Origin of the sequence: Flavobacterium hankyongi, from assembly GCF_036840915.1 — a bacterium.
Taxonomy (GTDB): domain Bacteria; phylum Bacteroidota; class Bacteroidia; order Flavobacteriales; family Flavobacteriaceae; genus Flavobacterium; species Flavobacterium hankyongi.
In genome coordinates, this window is the sequence record NZ_CP085725.1 from 3,334,367 (window position 1) to 3,348,222 (window position 13,856).

The 13,856-nt window shown below is 31.2% G+C and carries 9 protein-coding genes; 1 reads left to right on the forward strand and 8 read right to left on the reverse strand.

Features of this window, described 5'->3' with window-relative positions; translation table 11 throughout:
• Positions 1 to 18: 18 nt before the first annotated feature.
• The 8 genes from LJY17_RS15210 to LJY17_RS15245 all read right to left on the reverse strand — a co-directional run bounded on the left by LJY17_RS15210 (position 19) and on the right by LJY17_RS15245 (position 11,885).
• Entirely contained in the window at positions 19 to 789 is a 771-nt protein-coding gene (locus LJY17_RS15210; protein WP_264544647.1) for a LytR/AlgR family response regulator transcription factor, read from the reverse strand.
• A gap of 192 nt (positions 790 to 981) precedes the next feature.
• A complete protein-coding gene (locus LJY17_RS15215) occupies positions 982 to 1,419 on the reverse strand; it encodes a response regulator (protein WP_319800136.1) in 438 nt (145 codons plus the stop codon).
• Positions 1,416 to 2,789: a tetratricopeptide repeat protein gene (locus tag LJY17_RS15220; protein ID WP_264544648.1), complete on the reverse strand. Its 1,374-nt coding sequence runs from the start codon at positions 2,787 to 2,789 to the stop codon at positions 1,416 to 1,418. The genes LJY17_RS15215 and LJY17_RS15220 overlap by 4 nt, the downstream gene beginning before the upstream one ends.
• 245 nt (positions 2,790 to 3,034) lie before the next feature.
• Positions 3,035 to 4,225, reverse strand: coding sequence for a sensor histidine kinase (locus LJY17_RS15225; protein ID WP_264544649.1), 1,191 nt, complete (start codon positions 4,223 to 4,225; stop codon positions 3,035 to 3,037).
• A gap of 307 nt (positions 4,226 to 4,532) precedes the next feature.
• The gene (locus LJY17_RS15230; RefSeq protein ID WP_264544650.1) at positions 4,533 to 6,455 is read right to left on the reverse strand and encodes an OmpA family protein; all 1,923 of its coding nucleotides are present in this window, start codon (positions 6,453 to 6,455) and stop codon (positions 4,533 to 4,535) included.
• A gap of 10 nt (positions 6,456 to 6,465) precedes the next feature.
• Positions 6,466 to 7,398 carry a PorP/SprF family type IX secretion system membrane protein gene (locus LJY17_RS15235; RefSeq protein WP_264544651.1) on the reverse strand — a complete coding sequence of 311 codons (933 nt, stop codon included), beginning with the start codon at positions 7,396 to 7,398 and terminating at the stop codon, positions 6,466 to 6,468.
• 4 nt (positions 7,399 to 7,402) lie between these two features.
• The gene (locus LJY17_RS15240) at positions 7,403 to 7,753 is read right to left on the reverse strand and encodes a gliding motility-associated C-terminal domain-containing protein (RefSeq protein WP_264544652.1); all 351 of its coding nucleotides are present in this window, start codon (positions 7,751 to 7,753) and stop codon (positions 7,403 to 7,405) included.
• Positions 7,704 to 11,885, reverse strand: a complete 4,182-nt coding sequence (locus tag LJY17_RS15245; RefSeq protein WP_264544653.1) for a hypothetical protein — start codon at positions 11,883 to 11,885, stop codon at positions 7,704 to 7,706. Before LJY17_RS15245 ends, LJY17_RS15240 begins: the two co-directional genes overlap by 50 nt.
• A 534-nt stretch (positions 11,886 to 12,419) precedes the next feature.
• Here LJY17_RS15245 and LJY17_RS15250 point away from each other — a divergent pair.
• Positions 12,420 to 13,841, forward strand: a complete 1,422-nt coding sequence (locus tag LJY17_RS15250; RefSeq protein ID WP_264544654.1) for a PAS domain-containing protein — start codon at positions 12,420 to 12,422, stop codon at positions 13,839 to 13,841.
• Positions 13,842 to 13,856: the final 15 nt, after the last annotated feature.

The window sequence follows — 13,856 nt, forward strand, 5'->3', positions numbered from 1 at the left end:
GTAATTCATTGAAAAACTTTATAACTTGATAAATTTGATGAATTCTTCTTGTCTTCTTTTTGCGATAGGAAGTGTCATTCCATTAGAAAACTCACAATAGAAGCCTTCTTTTTTAGAAATTTTTACTACATGTTTGATATTTATTATATATGAGTGGTGAATCCTGAAGAAAAAATTGTCACTTAAAATGCTGCTATATTCTCCTAAGTTTCGGCTAGAAAGTATTTTTATACCATTGGTTAGGATAAATTCTGTATATTTTCCTTCTGCTTTGCAAAAAATAATATCTTCTATTTTTAATAACTCAATTTTATCTATAGAAGCAACAGCAATATATTCATTGTTACGATGTTTAGAATTTATAGAGTCTATTTGTTGTAACTTTTGGTTTTGAAAACTAATTTCCATTTCTATTGTTTTAATTACTTTGTAAATAGAAATTATAATGGTATTGAAGTCTAAAGGTTTTAAAAGAAAATCTACAGCATTACACTTAAAGGCATCATAAGCTTTTTGAGGTTCATCCGACATAAAGATGAATTTAGGTGTATTAAAATCTAGGTCGGTTATTTGTTTTAGGTTTTTAAGATTTTCAGAACTTGCATGTAAAAAAATTAATTCTGGTTTGTGAAGTTTTATTAATTCTAAGCTATGAGTAATATCCTCTACAGTTTCAATAATGTTTAATATTAATGAATTGTCTTCACCAAATTTATTTAAAATTTGTGCAGTTCCTGATTCGTTTTCAATTACAATGGCATTTACTATTCTCATGCTTTTCTTAAGCATTTAAGCTTTTGTGATTTACTCAAATTTACAAAAAAGAAATTTATGTTTTTTGCAATTTTTAAGTAATATGTTTTTAATTACATAAGAAAGAAATAAAATCGTTTTTAAGGGTATTGCCAAGTGTCGTTTATCTAGCTTTACTTTTTTGGTTATGATTTGTTATAGAATCTTTTCTATGAAAACTAGCTATAGTTATAAATTAGAGAAAAGCTTTTCGATTTTTTCTTTTGTCAAAGGTTTTTCAATAAAATCATAAACATGTTTAGATTTCATTGCTTTGTTTATGTCATCTGGATCTATTGAAGAACTCAACATATAAACTCTGCATAAGCCTGTTATGGTTGAAGGAAATTTTTCATAGCGTTCTAAAAAACCAAATCCATCTATTTTAGGCATTTTGATATCAAGAAAAATAATGTCAGGTATTGTCGATTGTGTATTTATTGTATTGTTAATGTATTCTAGAGCTTCTTCTGCAGATTCCAAAGCAATAATTTCATTATTAGGCATACGATGTTTAATAACCTCAGTGGCAATTAAGCGGTCAAACATTGAATCGTCTATGATTAATATTGTTTTCAGAAGGATGTTTTTAGTTATAATTCGCCTTAATGATTGGTTTAGATTTATAAACTTGAGTTTTTAGTTATTTTGATTACAATTTCGTCTAATCTCAAAGCTAGTTCTTCAATACCTTCTAATAGTTTGCTTTTTGAAAAATCCTCTGCTGGTTTTTCTTTTAAAAGAGCTGTTAGTCCTAATATACTTGCTATAGGCCCACGTATTTCATGCGATTGGATTTGTTTTATTTCAGACAAAATTTGACTGTGTTTTTTCTGCTTTTGGAGAAAGCTTCTTACAATAAAAGCAAAAATAACTACTAAAACGGAAATAATCAATAAATAAAATAATGTTTTCTTTTCTGATTTCAGCCGAATGATTTCAAGTTCCTTATTTTTAATGACTAAATGTTTTTCCTTCAGGGATTTTGCCCGTTCTGTTTCTAAAATCGAAAGTTTTTGGCTAGCTTCCATGATTTTTAAGGAATCGGAAAGATTGGTCTTTTCTTGTAAGGTTTCAAATGCTCTTTTATAATCTTTTTGAAGAGAATAGGCTTCTGTTAGAATTTGTGTGAATTCCATTTTTGGAGCAATAAACCCTATACTGTCACAAATACTGATGGCTTCTTGGGTGTTTTTTATCGTATTTTGCAATAAATTTATGTCTGAGTGACCTGATTCTTTGTACATTTCTAAATAGATGCTCCCAATGTTGCCCTTGTTTACCGCAATGGAATTTTTCATGTTGAGTTTTTCGCTCATTTCGAGCGATTTCTTCATGAAGATAAGAGCCTTTTTATTTTGTTTTTGTTTCGAATATACGTTTCCGATATTGGTAAGGTTGATGAGTTCGGAGTTTATATTTCCTAATTCCTGATTGATTTTGAGTGCTTTTTTTAGGTATTCCAAAGCTTTTGGATAGTTTTCTTTATCCATTTCCACGCGTGACATATTGCCCATGCAACGGGCCAAATCGGTTTTTAAACCGTAGGATTTAAAAAGTTCAAGGACTTGGGTATAGTAGTTTTTTGCTTTTTTTAAATTTTTCAGTTCGTAATGAATGTTTGCAATGTTTTCAAGTACGATAGCTTTGTTTCGGTATTCTTTACTTTGGTCGTATACGGCAAGTGCATTGAAACTGCATTCTAATGCCTTGTCGTAATTTCCTTGTCGTAGATAAATTTGCGAAAGATTTGAATATACTGCTGCGATTGATTTTTTGTTATTTAACGATTTGTATATTTCGATTGCCCTTTGGTTGTATTCAATCCCTTTTTCAGGATTTGATGCCGCTAAATGGTTTACAGCCATCATAGCCATTGAAGCTGCTTGCCGATTTTTCAAATTCATTTCGGTGGCTAATTTGTAAGCTCTGTCTGCATATTCAAGTCCTTTGGAAGGATCGCTGTTGGCATAAGCAAGGCTTATTTTTTCTAACAAGACCACGCGAGTACTATCTTTTTGAGATTTTTTAACTAAATTGCTTAGTGAATCAATATATTTTATTTGAGGATTAGTTTGCGAAAAAACCACCATCTGAAACAATATCAGTATAAACGTAGCTGTTACCTTTAATTTGTATAGATTCATAGTTTTTCATTTTAGTTAAAAAGTTAGTAACGTTAAAAATTGGCTTGTTATCGATTCCTTTTTTAGCTAATAGTTTTACTACTTGAGAGAAAGTATTATTTAGGAATTGTGAAAATAAATCTACTACCGTTGTTTTTTTCTGACGTAACTTTAATAGTGCCTTTTAGCGATTCAATTACTTTTTTACAGGCGGCAAGTCCTAAGCCGCTACCGCTAAATTCGGATTGATTATGAAGCCGTTTGAAAGGCTCAAAAATTATAGCTAGATTATCTTGTTCAATACCAATTCCGTTATCTTTTATTTCAAAGATCCATTCTGCCTCATTCTCTTTACAACTAACTTCTATTTTTGGTGTTTTTCCTCCAGATTGATATTTTAATGCATTGGCTATCAGGTTTTGGAAAATTATTGTTAGTGCAATTTCTGATGAGATTATTGTTGGTAATTCGGAAAGTAATAATTCAGGGCGATTGATAGTATATTCTTTAGTTAGTCCTTTAAAAATATCACTTACTAGCTCCTTTGTGTTTACTATGGCGTTATGATTATGTGTCATATAGCTTTTTGCATAATCTAGTAAATCTAGAACAAGTTTGTCCATTCGTTGGACATTTTCGAAGATGAAACTAAAGTACTGTTTGTCTTTTTCATCCCATGAATGATCGTTTTTGCTTTCGAGAAGTTTTAAAAACGAGTTAACACCTCTTAGTGGAGAACGTAAATCATGTGCAGCTATAAAGGCGAATTCTTCCATAACTTTAGAATGCCCTTCTAACTTTCTTCGATAAGCTTCTAATAAAAAATTCTTTTTTCTAAGTTCAAGTAAATAGACAACTTGTTTAGCTAAACCTTTTAGAGCATTTTTTTGAATATTTGTTAATTCTTGTATTTTGGTATTGATGACACTCAACGTGCCAAAAGGAATGCCATCTTCTGAAATGAGAGGAACACCAAAATAGTATACTATTTTTGGTTCTCCTATAACCATAGGGTGATTTTCAAATCTATTGTCAATACGAAGATCTTTAATTTCTAAAAAAGCTTCATTCGATTTTATGGTATGATTGCATATAGATTGTTCTATTGGAGTTTGGTTTATTTCAATTCCAAAATGTGACTTAAAAAACTGACGGTGTTTGTCAACTAAAGTTATTAAAGCAATAGGAGTGTTACAAATTGATGCGGCCATAGCAGTTATGTCGTCATACATTTGTTCTGGAGAAGTGTCAAAAATTTTATATTCTTCCAGAAGTCTTGAGCGTAATATCTCATTTTCTTTCCACATGGTTTGCCTAAATATTAAGAATAGTCCTTTTTTAGAAACATTTTAAACTATCAATATCATGCAAGATAATAAAAATATAGGCCCTCACAAAGGCAAAATAACTGAATTAAAAATCCTTTTGTTTTGAAAAAGCTAAGTTTTTGATGCTAAATATTTTATTTAGTGTTTCAAAAGTTAGTTTTATCTTTTTGAACGTGTTTTTCATTTTTTAGTATCTTAATTCTTTACATGTAAAAAATCTTGATAGATATTCTAATGTTTTTGAATTGTGCGATTTATTAAAGTTTTTTACACAATCATAAGTTTTTTAGAATATAATAAATTCACTTCTACGATTGATTTGATGTTGTTCTTCGCTACACTCAATACCGTCTTTGCATTGGTTTAGGGGTTGTGTTTCTCCCATTCCTTTATAACGAAGTCTTTCTTTAGTAATTCCTTTTTTTATTAGCCATTCTACAGTAGCTTTAGCTCTTTTTTCGGATAAAGCCAAATTGTAATTTGTTGAGGCACGATTATCAGTGTGTGAGCGTATTTCTAAATTTAAATCCGGAAATTCTTGAAGTATAACAAGTAATAGTGCCAATTTTTCTTCTGCCTTTTGGGTTATTTCCCATTTGTCTAAATCGAAATGAATGTTTTCAATTTCTAATGCTTTTGCAAGATCTTTTCCTGTTTTAATACTATGTATTTGTTTTGGTAATATAGGGTTGTAAATAAAGCTATTAGAGTTTTTTTCAATATTGATGAGTTGTTCTTGTGTATGGTAATTTTTGGCTTCAGAACGAATAAATATGTTCTTACTTGAGGTTTTACCGCTCCAATTATAGTTTCCAATGGTGTCTGTTTCTATCGATTCAATTTTTTTGTATTCATCATTAAATACTGTTACAATAGCTTTGGAAATACCTATACCTGTTTCTCTATCGATTATTTGACCCGAGATTTGTAGCGTATCATCATAAACAAGATTTTTATTTTTAGCGAATTTATATATATCATCATATCCTTTTCCTCCTTGACGATTTGATGAAATGAAACCATAGTTGCCATTAGGGGCTTCTAAGTAGGTAAAGTCATCATAGCTACTGTTAAAAGGGATTCCTAAGTTTTCTATTTTACTAAAAGAATTATTTAAGGGGTTTAGAGTTGCCTTAAATAAATCCAATCCTCCTAAACCTAAATGACCATCTGAGGCAAAAATAAGATCTCCATTGGGTGTTATATACGGAAACGATTCGCGTCCTTCAGTATTTACTGAGTTTCCTAAATTCGAAGGAGTCCCATAAGTACCATCTTCATGTATTGTTACCACAAAAATATCTGATTGCCCTAATGTGCCTGGCCTATCCGAAACAAAGTATAGTTTTTTTTCATCATTGCTTAAAGTAGGATGTGCACAATTGAAATTTGAGCCATTAAAAGGTAATTCGGTTATGTTTTCCCAATGACCATTATTAAAGGTGGCCTTGTAAATTTTTAAAAAAACACTGTTGGTTTTGTTTTTGGACTCAGTATCATTTCTAGTAAAATATATTGTTTTTCCATTTTTAGTGAAAACGGCTGTCGATTCATTTCGTTTTGAATTGATGTAAGGGTCAAAATTTTGTATTTCATTTCCTAATTGACTTTCTGAAATTACCGAAACAAAGTATAAATCAGTAAATGGTTGTTTTGTCCATTGATGTATTTGATTCGTCTGATTTTGGTTTTTTCTACTACTTGTGAAAATTAAATTTCCGTTATAGAAAACCACACCATATTCACTATATTCTGTGTTGATTCCTGCATCAGTCAGCTCGTATTCATTGTGCTCCTGAATTTCAGTATTTGTACTGCTCTTTTGTAAAAATCGAATTCCTCTTGAATCGTTATTTTTTATTTCTGAAAATTTTTTTAAATATTCATTTGCTTTTTGTTGTTCACCAACTGATTTTAATGATTGAGCATATCTGAAATAGTATTCAGGATCAATAGTGTTAGTGGTTTCAATAGCTTTTGTGTACCATTTATTTGCTGTAGAGTAATTTGCATTAAAATAATAAGAATCACCTAGTTTTAGAAAAATTTCAGGAGTACCATGTCCTTTTATTACTGCCTTTTCATAAATTTTTACAACGTCCATGTAAGCAAGGTTCTCAAAAGCATTATCCGTTTTTTTTAATAGTGTTTTTTGGGATAAAACTATTGCAGAGGTAAGTAAAAAAATGAATATATAGTTATTTTTCATTTGCTAAAGATTAAAAGAATCGTGGCGCATAAATTTTTTCTTGTTTTGGAAGTAATTCAAATCTTAAGAAAATCTCGTGTGATCCTGAATTATAATTTGCTAAACGGTTAGAGTCTGTATCGTAGCTATATCCTACTAAAAATTTTTCTGTTAGTTGAAACCCTGTAAGAATACTAACTGCTGCGTCCCATCTGTAAGATCCTCCAATTATGAATTTGTCATAAAACATTAAGTTTGCAGTTGTGTCTAATTGTAGTTTTGATCCTTGTACTATTTTAGTTAAAAAAGCAGGTTTAAGTTTGATATCATCGCTTAAACTAAAAACATATCCTCCCATAATATAATAGTTCATACGCTCTTTGACTAATGAGTAAGAATTATCATTATAGTGTTTGGTTTCTAGAAAACTAGGTATTGATAACCCTATGTAATGATTATTAGAGTACCAATATAATCCAGCTCCAACATTTGGTGAAAATTGATTATCGACATTATTTTGGAATTTTGAATCAGACATATCATAAATGTCCAGTTTGCGATAGTCAATGTTTAATAAATTTGCAGAGCCTTTGATTCCAAAGGATAATGTATTTAAGCCTATTAAAATTCTGTAAGCAAAATCTATTGAGATGTTATTTTCTACAGAAGGACCAATTTGATCGTTCACAAATGATATTCCTAATCCTGTGTTTGAAAGTCCTAAAGGGGTATGTGCAGTAAAAGAACTTGTAATAGGAGCACCTTCCAGACCAACCCATTGTGATCTATGTAATCCAAAAACACTTAATGCTTCCCTTGTCCCTGCATATGCTGGATTAATAGTTGAGGTATTGTACATATAGTTTGTGTATAGTGCGTCTTGTTGAGAAAAACAAGGAAGTGATATTCCTATGAATAAATTAAGGATTAATGTGTTGCCTATTTTTTTTAAAATCATCTCCATTTTTCTATTTGTTTACAACGTATAGATATCCTGTTTTTTCTATTTTTTCATTTTGACTTCCATTAGAATTAAAATCATAGTGTAAAACATAGAAGTAAGTTCCTGTAGGTAATTCTTCGTTTTTTGAAATGGTATTTTGTCCTTCAGATTTACCTCTGAAAACATTTTTTGTATTGTCATATCCTACTGTGTCAAAAACTTTTGCTCCCCAACGGTTAAATATTTCTACAGAGTTGTTAGGAAAACATTCTATGCCTTCTAAATAAAAAATATCATTATTTCCGTCTCCATCTGGTGATACAGCATTAAATACTTTTACGTGATAAGGTTTGGGTGTGAGTTGCTGTATTACCACATGTGTCGGTAGCTGTCCATTTTCGTATAATTTGGTATTTACTTTTGCAGCCTCCTTCTATTTCTTTTTCTTCAAAAGTCACAGTTACATTGCTACAACTGTCTGATGCTGTAAGTGTTTGAGGTACTGGAATGTTATCACAATCCAATGTTTGGTCTTGTGGCAGTATACCATCAAACACAGGTGGGATTGTATCATTAATAGTAATAGTTTGGATATGGATGTTTTCATTCCCACAAGCATCGATAGCTTTCCATTTTCTAGTAATTATAGTATTTCCAGGACAATTCCCATTTGTGGTTTCTTCTTCAAAAATTACTGACGCAATTCCATTATTATCTGTTGCAGTTAAGATAACAGGTGTTGGAATGATTGAATTGCACTCAAAAATGCTATTTGAAGGAAGTGTTTCGTTGAATATTGGAGCAGTTGTATCTTTAATGTTTATAATTTGTGTATGTGTGGTAATGTTTCCACATGAGTCAGTAGCATTCCATGTTCTAGTAATCGTATAATTGTTAGGGCAATTGCCATCAGTGTGCGTTTCATTAAAGGTAATCGTAGCGTTTCCACAATTATCAGTTGCTGTTAAGATGGCGACTGCTGGAATGTTATTGTTTTCTATAGTAATGTTAGAAGGAAGGTCTTCATTAAAAACTGGTGGTGTAGTATCTTCTACATTAATAGTTTGTGTATGTGTAATAATATTTCCACAAGTGTCAGAAGCTATCCATGTTCTAGTGATTGTGTAATTGTTAGCGCAGTTGCCATTAGAACGCACTTCATTAAAAGTAACAGTTGCATTTCCACAGTTGTCTGTTGCGGTTAATAATGCTGCTGCTGGCACAGCGTCACACTCTACTAACTGATTTGTTGGAAGTGTTTCATTAAATGTTGGAGGTATTGTGTCGTTTATATTTATAACTTGAGTGCAAATAATGGAATTTAGAATTGTATTCTCATTTAAATCTCTTACTCCATTTGTATTTGTGTCTTCATATTCAGTAATTTGATATGTTCTTTGAATGTTTGTGTTGCAACCAGTAAAAGGTGAATTAGAAGCAGTGATTTCTATTATACCACAAGAAGTATTTTCAATGTTTCCATTTCCGTTACCTAACATTTCAAATTCAGCTTCTGTAAGTTGAAAAACTGTTGGTATATCATTATAACATGCTACAGTTGTGTCGGGAAAAGAAGGACAGTTAACTTGAAATGAACAATTTTTATTTAGGCTGATAGTAGCGATATTAGAAAGATTACCCTGAAAATCTTTTATTGTATATTGTTGTGTTGTAGGAATTCCTGTAAATCCAGAAAAAGGTGTAAAAGTCGCAGTCCCAATATTAGTATCTATAGACCAATTGCCTTCATTATTAATGGTAAGTTGAACAACTTGTGTTGAGTTATTTTGGTTTGAGTTTCCAAAAGGTAAAAGACTAATTGTTGATGGATTAACTAGATCACCTAGTGTATCGTTATTTATAATGCTTATTGTGACAGGAACTCCCGGAGTATAATAGGAGGTGTCATTTGTTGCTATTGGTAGAAAATCCAAGGTAATTGTAGCATTATTACTAATATTTCCATTAAAGTCTCTTACATTATATTCTATTAAAGAAGGAGTGCCATTAAATGTAGCAAGTGGATTAAATGAAATTTGTCCTGTTGTAGTGTTTACAGTCCATGACCCTTCATTAATAATATCCATGTTAATAATAAGATTATTATTACTAACAATATTTGTACTATTGGATTGAGTAACTAAACTTACAGAAGTAGGATTTACTAATGCGCCAGTAATATCATTTTCTAACGTGTTTACAGTAGAGGGGATTCCTAAGCTATAATTAGCAATATCATTTGAAGCAATAGGGCAAATGGGTTGTGGGTTGATAGTTATATTTAATAATTGGTTTTCTGTACAAGTAGTGATGTTGTCTTGAACAGAAAAAGTATAATTTCCTGGAGCCAAATTGTTGATGGTGAATGAGCTACTGGTATTGTTAAAAATAATATTTCCTGGATTCATTGTGATAGTCCAATTGGTGGGAAGATCTTTTATTGTAACGCTACCTAAATTGTTTTGACAATTAGGATGAATGATTGTCTCAAAAGTAGGTATAGGAAGTGGTAATACTTGAAATTGTTGTGTGAATTCTCTTCCACAAGCGTCAATAGCTTTTGCAGTGTACAACATTCCTGTAATTAATCCCGAGAAAGAAGCTGAACTTTGGTTAGGAAATAATTGAGCATTACCTGATGCGTCTAGAACTGTGAATGTATATGGTGCAGTTCCACCAGAAGCAGTCATATTTACAGATGTGCCACAGGCTTGAATAGCCTCGAATTGAAAAGGGGATAATTCTGTTTTAAAGTAATACTCATACAAATATCCTCCCTGTAATCTTTGTAGAGCTCCATTACCTCCAAATTGTATTGGTTCCGTTAAATTTCCATTTTGTGTAACTCCTCCATATCTGAAATAGTATTCTGTATTGTTAGGTAAATTAATTGTTAGAGTACCGTATGATGAAGAAGCTGTATAATAAAATGGTGCACCAGAGTTTATGATACCTCCTATGGCAACATTTCCGTTAGCTTTGTATATGGTGGCATTTGTTCCTAAAAGCCCTTTAGGAATGAATATTTTAACACCAATGTTTTCTTGGGTTACCGTTTCACATGTCATTAAGGAATGAGATATGTTAGAATTTCTAGTACAACTTACATTATAATCAAATGTATTTGTTTTGCCACAAGCATCAGTAATGGTCATATTGTATAATCCTGGAGGAAAAGTACGAATCCCATTCATTGAGATGTAACCATTAGAAAAAGGCGATGAAATTGCTATTGAATAAGGGTATTGAGTAATTACAGATGAAAGTATGTTGTTGCTACCAGAAGAGGTGGTATAATTTGAAGGACCTGAATTTATACTCAAAGTCAATGGCCCAACTGCATTACTGGAAATAGCTACACCATCATATTTAATTAACGCTGCGTCATCAAAATAGCCAGATTCGTCCGCGATAGATGAATCTGTTCCACAACTCATAGTTGGATTGAAAGGAGTAATAGTTTGTACCATAGTTTTGGTAACCATTAAGCCACAAGCATCAGTGAAAGTAATATTATAATCAATATTGTATTTGAGTCCTAAAGAAATTTCTGTCCCCATACCCATGGGTGCTGAATTAAGATGTAGTAAGTTAACTACACTTGGAGTAATTGGTTCACCTATAAAATTTAAAGGTGTTACACCAGGATTTATTGCTTCTTCTACAGTAACTGTTATTGGATTGGTCATAAAATCTCTAAACACTTTAATGTTATAACCTACAATACATTCATTTTGAGGGTTTGATGTGTCGATAATGCTTGGGATGCCATAAACTATGTTGTTTGTTGTTGGAAAAGCTAAAGTCCCATTTGATAATACTCCACACATATTAGAGACAGAATAGTTAATATCTTGATTATTGAAAAAAGTTGTTGGAATTTCGATGTCTAAGAATTCAATTTTATTTGATACTTGGGGTAAGCGAATAATTGTTTTTATGAATGAAAGCGTATTACCTTGATTGTTTGTAAAAATACAAATAACATCTCCTGCTGTAGTTGTTGAGGTTATAAACATTCTGTACTTTAATGTGTTACCACATTCATTATACAAGGAGTTGTTGGTTTTGTCTTTAAGAAGATAAGTTGTTGTTGCTAAAGTCGTGTTAAGCGGAGGATTAGTAAGCGTTACTGTTTTGTCGGCACTATTACCGCCACATTGGTCTATAATATCTAATGTATATGTTCCTGAAGATAGGCCAGATAAAGTTATAGAAGCCGAATTTGTGCTAATAGGGTAGGTTGCTGGGGCGTTTGGTCCAGATAATATACGAACGGAATAGTTTTGATTAGTGAAGTTGCCTTGTCCTAGCGTACTTGAAATATTAGTTATCTGAATTTCTCCATCAGTCCCATTATTACATCTTGGAGACCATCCTACCACTTGAAAACTGTCTGAAGGACGAATGAAGTTGTTTGAACACTGAGCCTCTGCATTCTGAAGTGTCGATAAAAATACTATTAGAAAAAGAGATTGCCATAATATTGAATGTAATTTTGGTATCATAGGCGTCGCATTTGTTCTTGTTTTTTAATAATCTTTTTTTAAACTTTTAACAAATGTCGCTAACCCTTTATAAGTACTATACCATAGCTTAATAACTGGTGAGAAAGACTTAACAACTGTATTGTTTTAAGGAATAGTCATAAAATATTTTGTAATGTATTTTTTTGTGTTAAAAAAATGATTTTTTTTTATCTTTATGTTAATTTTTTTGATTTAAAAGTTGTTTTTGCTTTCTGATTGTTCTTTTTGATGTGAATTATTTATTTTTTCATTCAATGAAATCAATTTAAAAGAGTAATTTCTTGTTAAATAATATCCTTTAGTGCAGTGAATAAGCGAGTTGTGTTTTTTTTCTCTAAGAAAAAATAAATATATTTACACTACAACACTTTGTTGTGATGATTACTTTACAAAATGATTTTTCTATTAATTTCATTTAATCCTAGAATATCTCTATTAAAGATTAAAATGATTGTTTGAAAGTTTAAAAGTCATAAGCACAGTTTAATAAAAGATGATTTTTTAAAACCTTCTATGCAGAAAAAAAACAAAATAGTTAATAGTAGGGAAATGGTGGTAAATAGGGAGGCTTTTCTGCTTACGCAAACTGAAGCTATAGCTAAGACTGGTAGTTGGGAACTTGATTTGCAAACTCAGGAGTTATATTGGTCTGATGGAGTTTATATGATTTTAGAATATCCTCCGCAGTCATTCCCAGTAGATTATAATAAGGGCATTGAGGTCATTCATCCTGAAGATAGAGATAGAGCCGTTCAAGAAATGAATGACGCTATTAATCAAGGTAAGGAATACAGTATTCAAAAGCGATTTATAACAGCAAAAGGATCAATTAAATATATTCGTTCTTCAGGGAAACTTCTTTTAAATGAAAATGGAGAACCTCATAAATTAATTGGAGTTTTTCAAGATATAACTGATTTTGTAATGGCTCATCAAGAATTAGAATCTGTAAAATCATTAGTTGAAGTTGTTGCAACAAGCGTAGAAGGAATTATTTGGGAAGCAAATGCTGCTACATTTGAATTCACTTATATCAGCAATCAAGTAGAACGTATTTTAGGCTATTCTCCTTCAGATTGGCTTACAAAACCATTTTTTTGGCAAAATCATATTCATCCTGAAGATAGGGAAGCAGCCATTCATTTTTGTCATGAACAAACTCTAAATGCAAAAGATCATACTTTCGAATATCGAATGATGAAGAAATCTGGTGATTATGTTTGGTTGCAGGATCGTGTGAGAGTGATTTCTGAAAATGGTAAACCTGTTATTTTACGAGGGCTTCTTGTAGATATTTCTGAAAATAAAGAAATTCATAAAAAACTTGAACAAGAACGTAATCTTAATAGACAACTTATACAACATCTTCCAAACGTAATTTTTTTGTTCAGTGAAGAAGGTAAATTTCTTTTATGGAATGATAAATTATTAGAAGTAAGTGGTTATGTAGATAATGATATGAAAAATCTTACTCCTTGGGATTTTTTTGATTTTACCCAAAGAGATATATTAACAGAACATTTTAAAAAAGTAATCGACAAGGGATACACAGAGGTTGAAACTGAATTTATTTCTAAATATGGAGAACGAAAACCCATGCTTTTTATTTCTTCAAGGTTTATCTATAAAGGAGAAAAATGTGTTTATGGTGTTGGAGTAGATTTGTCCCAACGTAATCAACTCATAAAACAACAACAAAAACTATTAACAACTATTGAGAGTATACTTCAATTTGCACCTGAAAGTATGTTGGTACTTACAAGCAAGTTAAATTTATTTAAAGAGAATTCTTCGTTTCAGAAATTGGTTAAAGAATATGCTACTAAACTTCATTATGACGAAGAAGAATTGAAAAATCTTATAATCCAGCAAGTAATTGCAGCAATGTCAAAGGAAGGAAAAACGGAAATCACAATCCCAAAAAAGGAAAGATAACATTTAGTTACAATA

Excerpts from the sequence above, each read along its gene's own strand:
- LJY17_RS15210 (WP_264544647.1), bottom strand. The coding sequence starts at position 789 with ATGCTTAAGAAAAGCATGAGAATAGTAAATGCCATTGTAATTGAAAAC.
- LJY17_RS15225 (WP_264544649.1), bottom strand. The coding sequence starts at position 4,225 with ATGTGGAAAGAAAATGAGATATTACGCTCAAGACTTCTGGAAGAATAT.
- LJY17_RS15230 (WP_264544650.1), bottom strand. The coding sequence starts at position 6,455 with ATGAAAAATAACTATATATTCATTTTTTTACTTACCTCTGCAATAGTT.
- LJY17_RS15235 (WP_264544651.1), bottom strand. The coding sequence starts at position 7,398 with ATGGAGATGATTTTAAAAAAAATAGGCAACACATTAATCCTTAATTTA.
- LJY17_RS15245 (WP_264544653.1), bottom strand. The coding sequence starts at position 11,885 with ATGATACCAAAATTACATTCAATATTATGGCAATCTCTTTTTCTAATA.
- LJY17_RS15250 (WP_264544654.1), top strand. The coding sequence starts at position 12,420 with ATGCAGAAAAAAAACAAAATAGTTAATAGTAGGGAAATGGTGGTAAAT.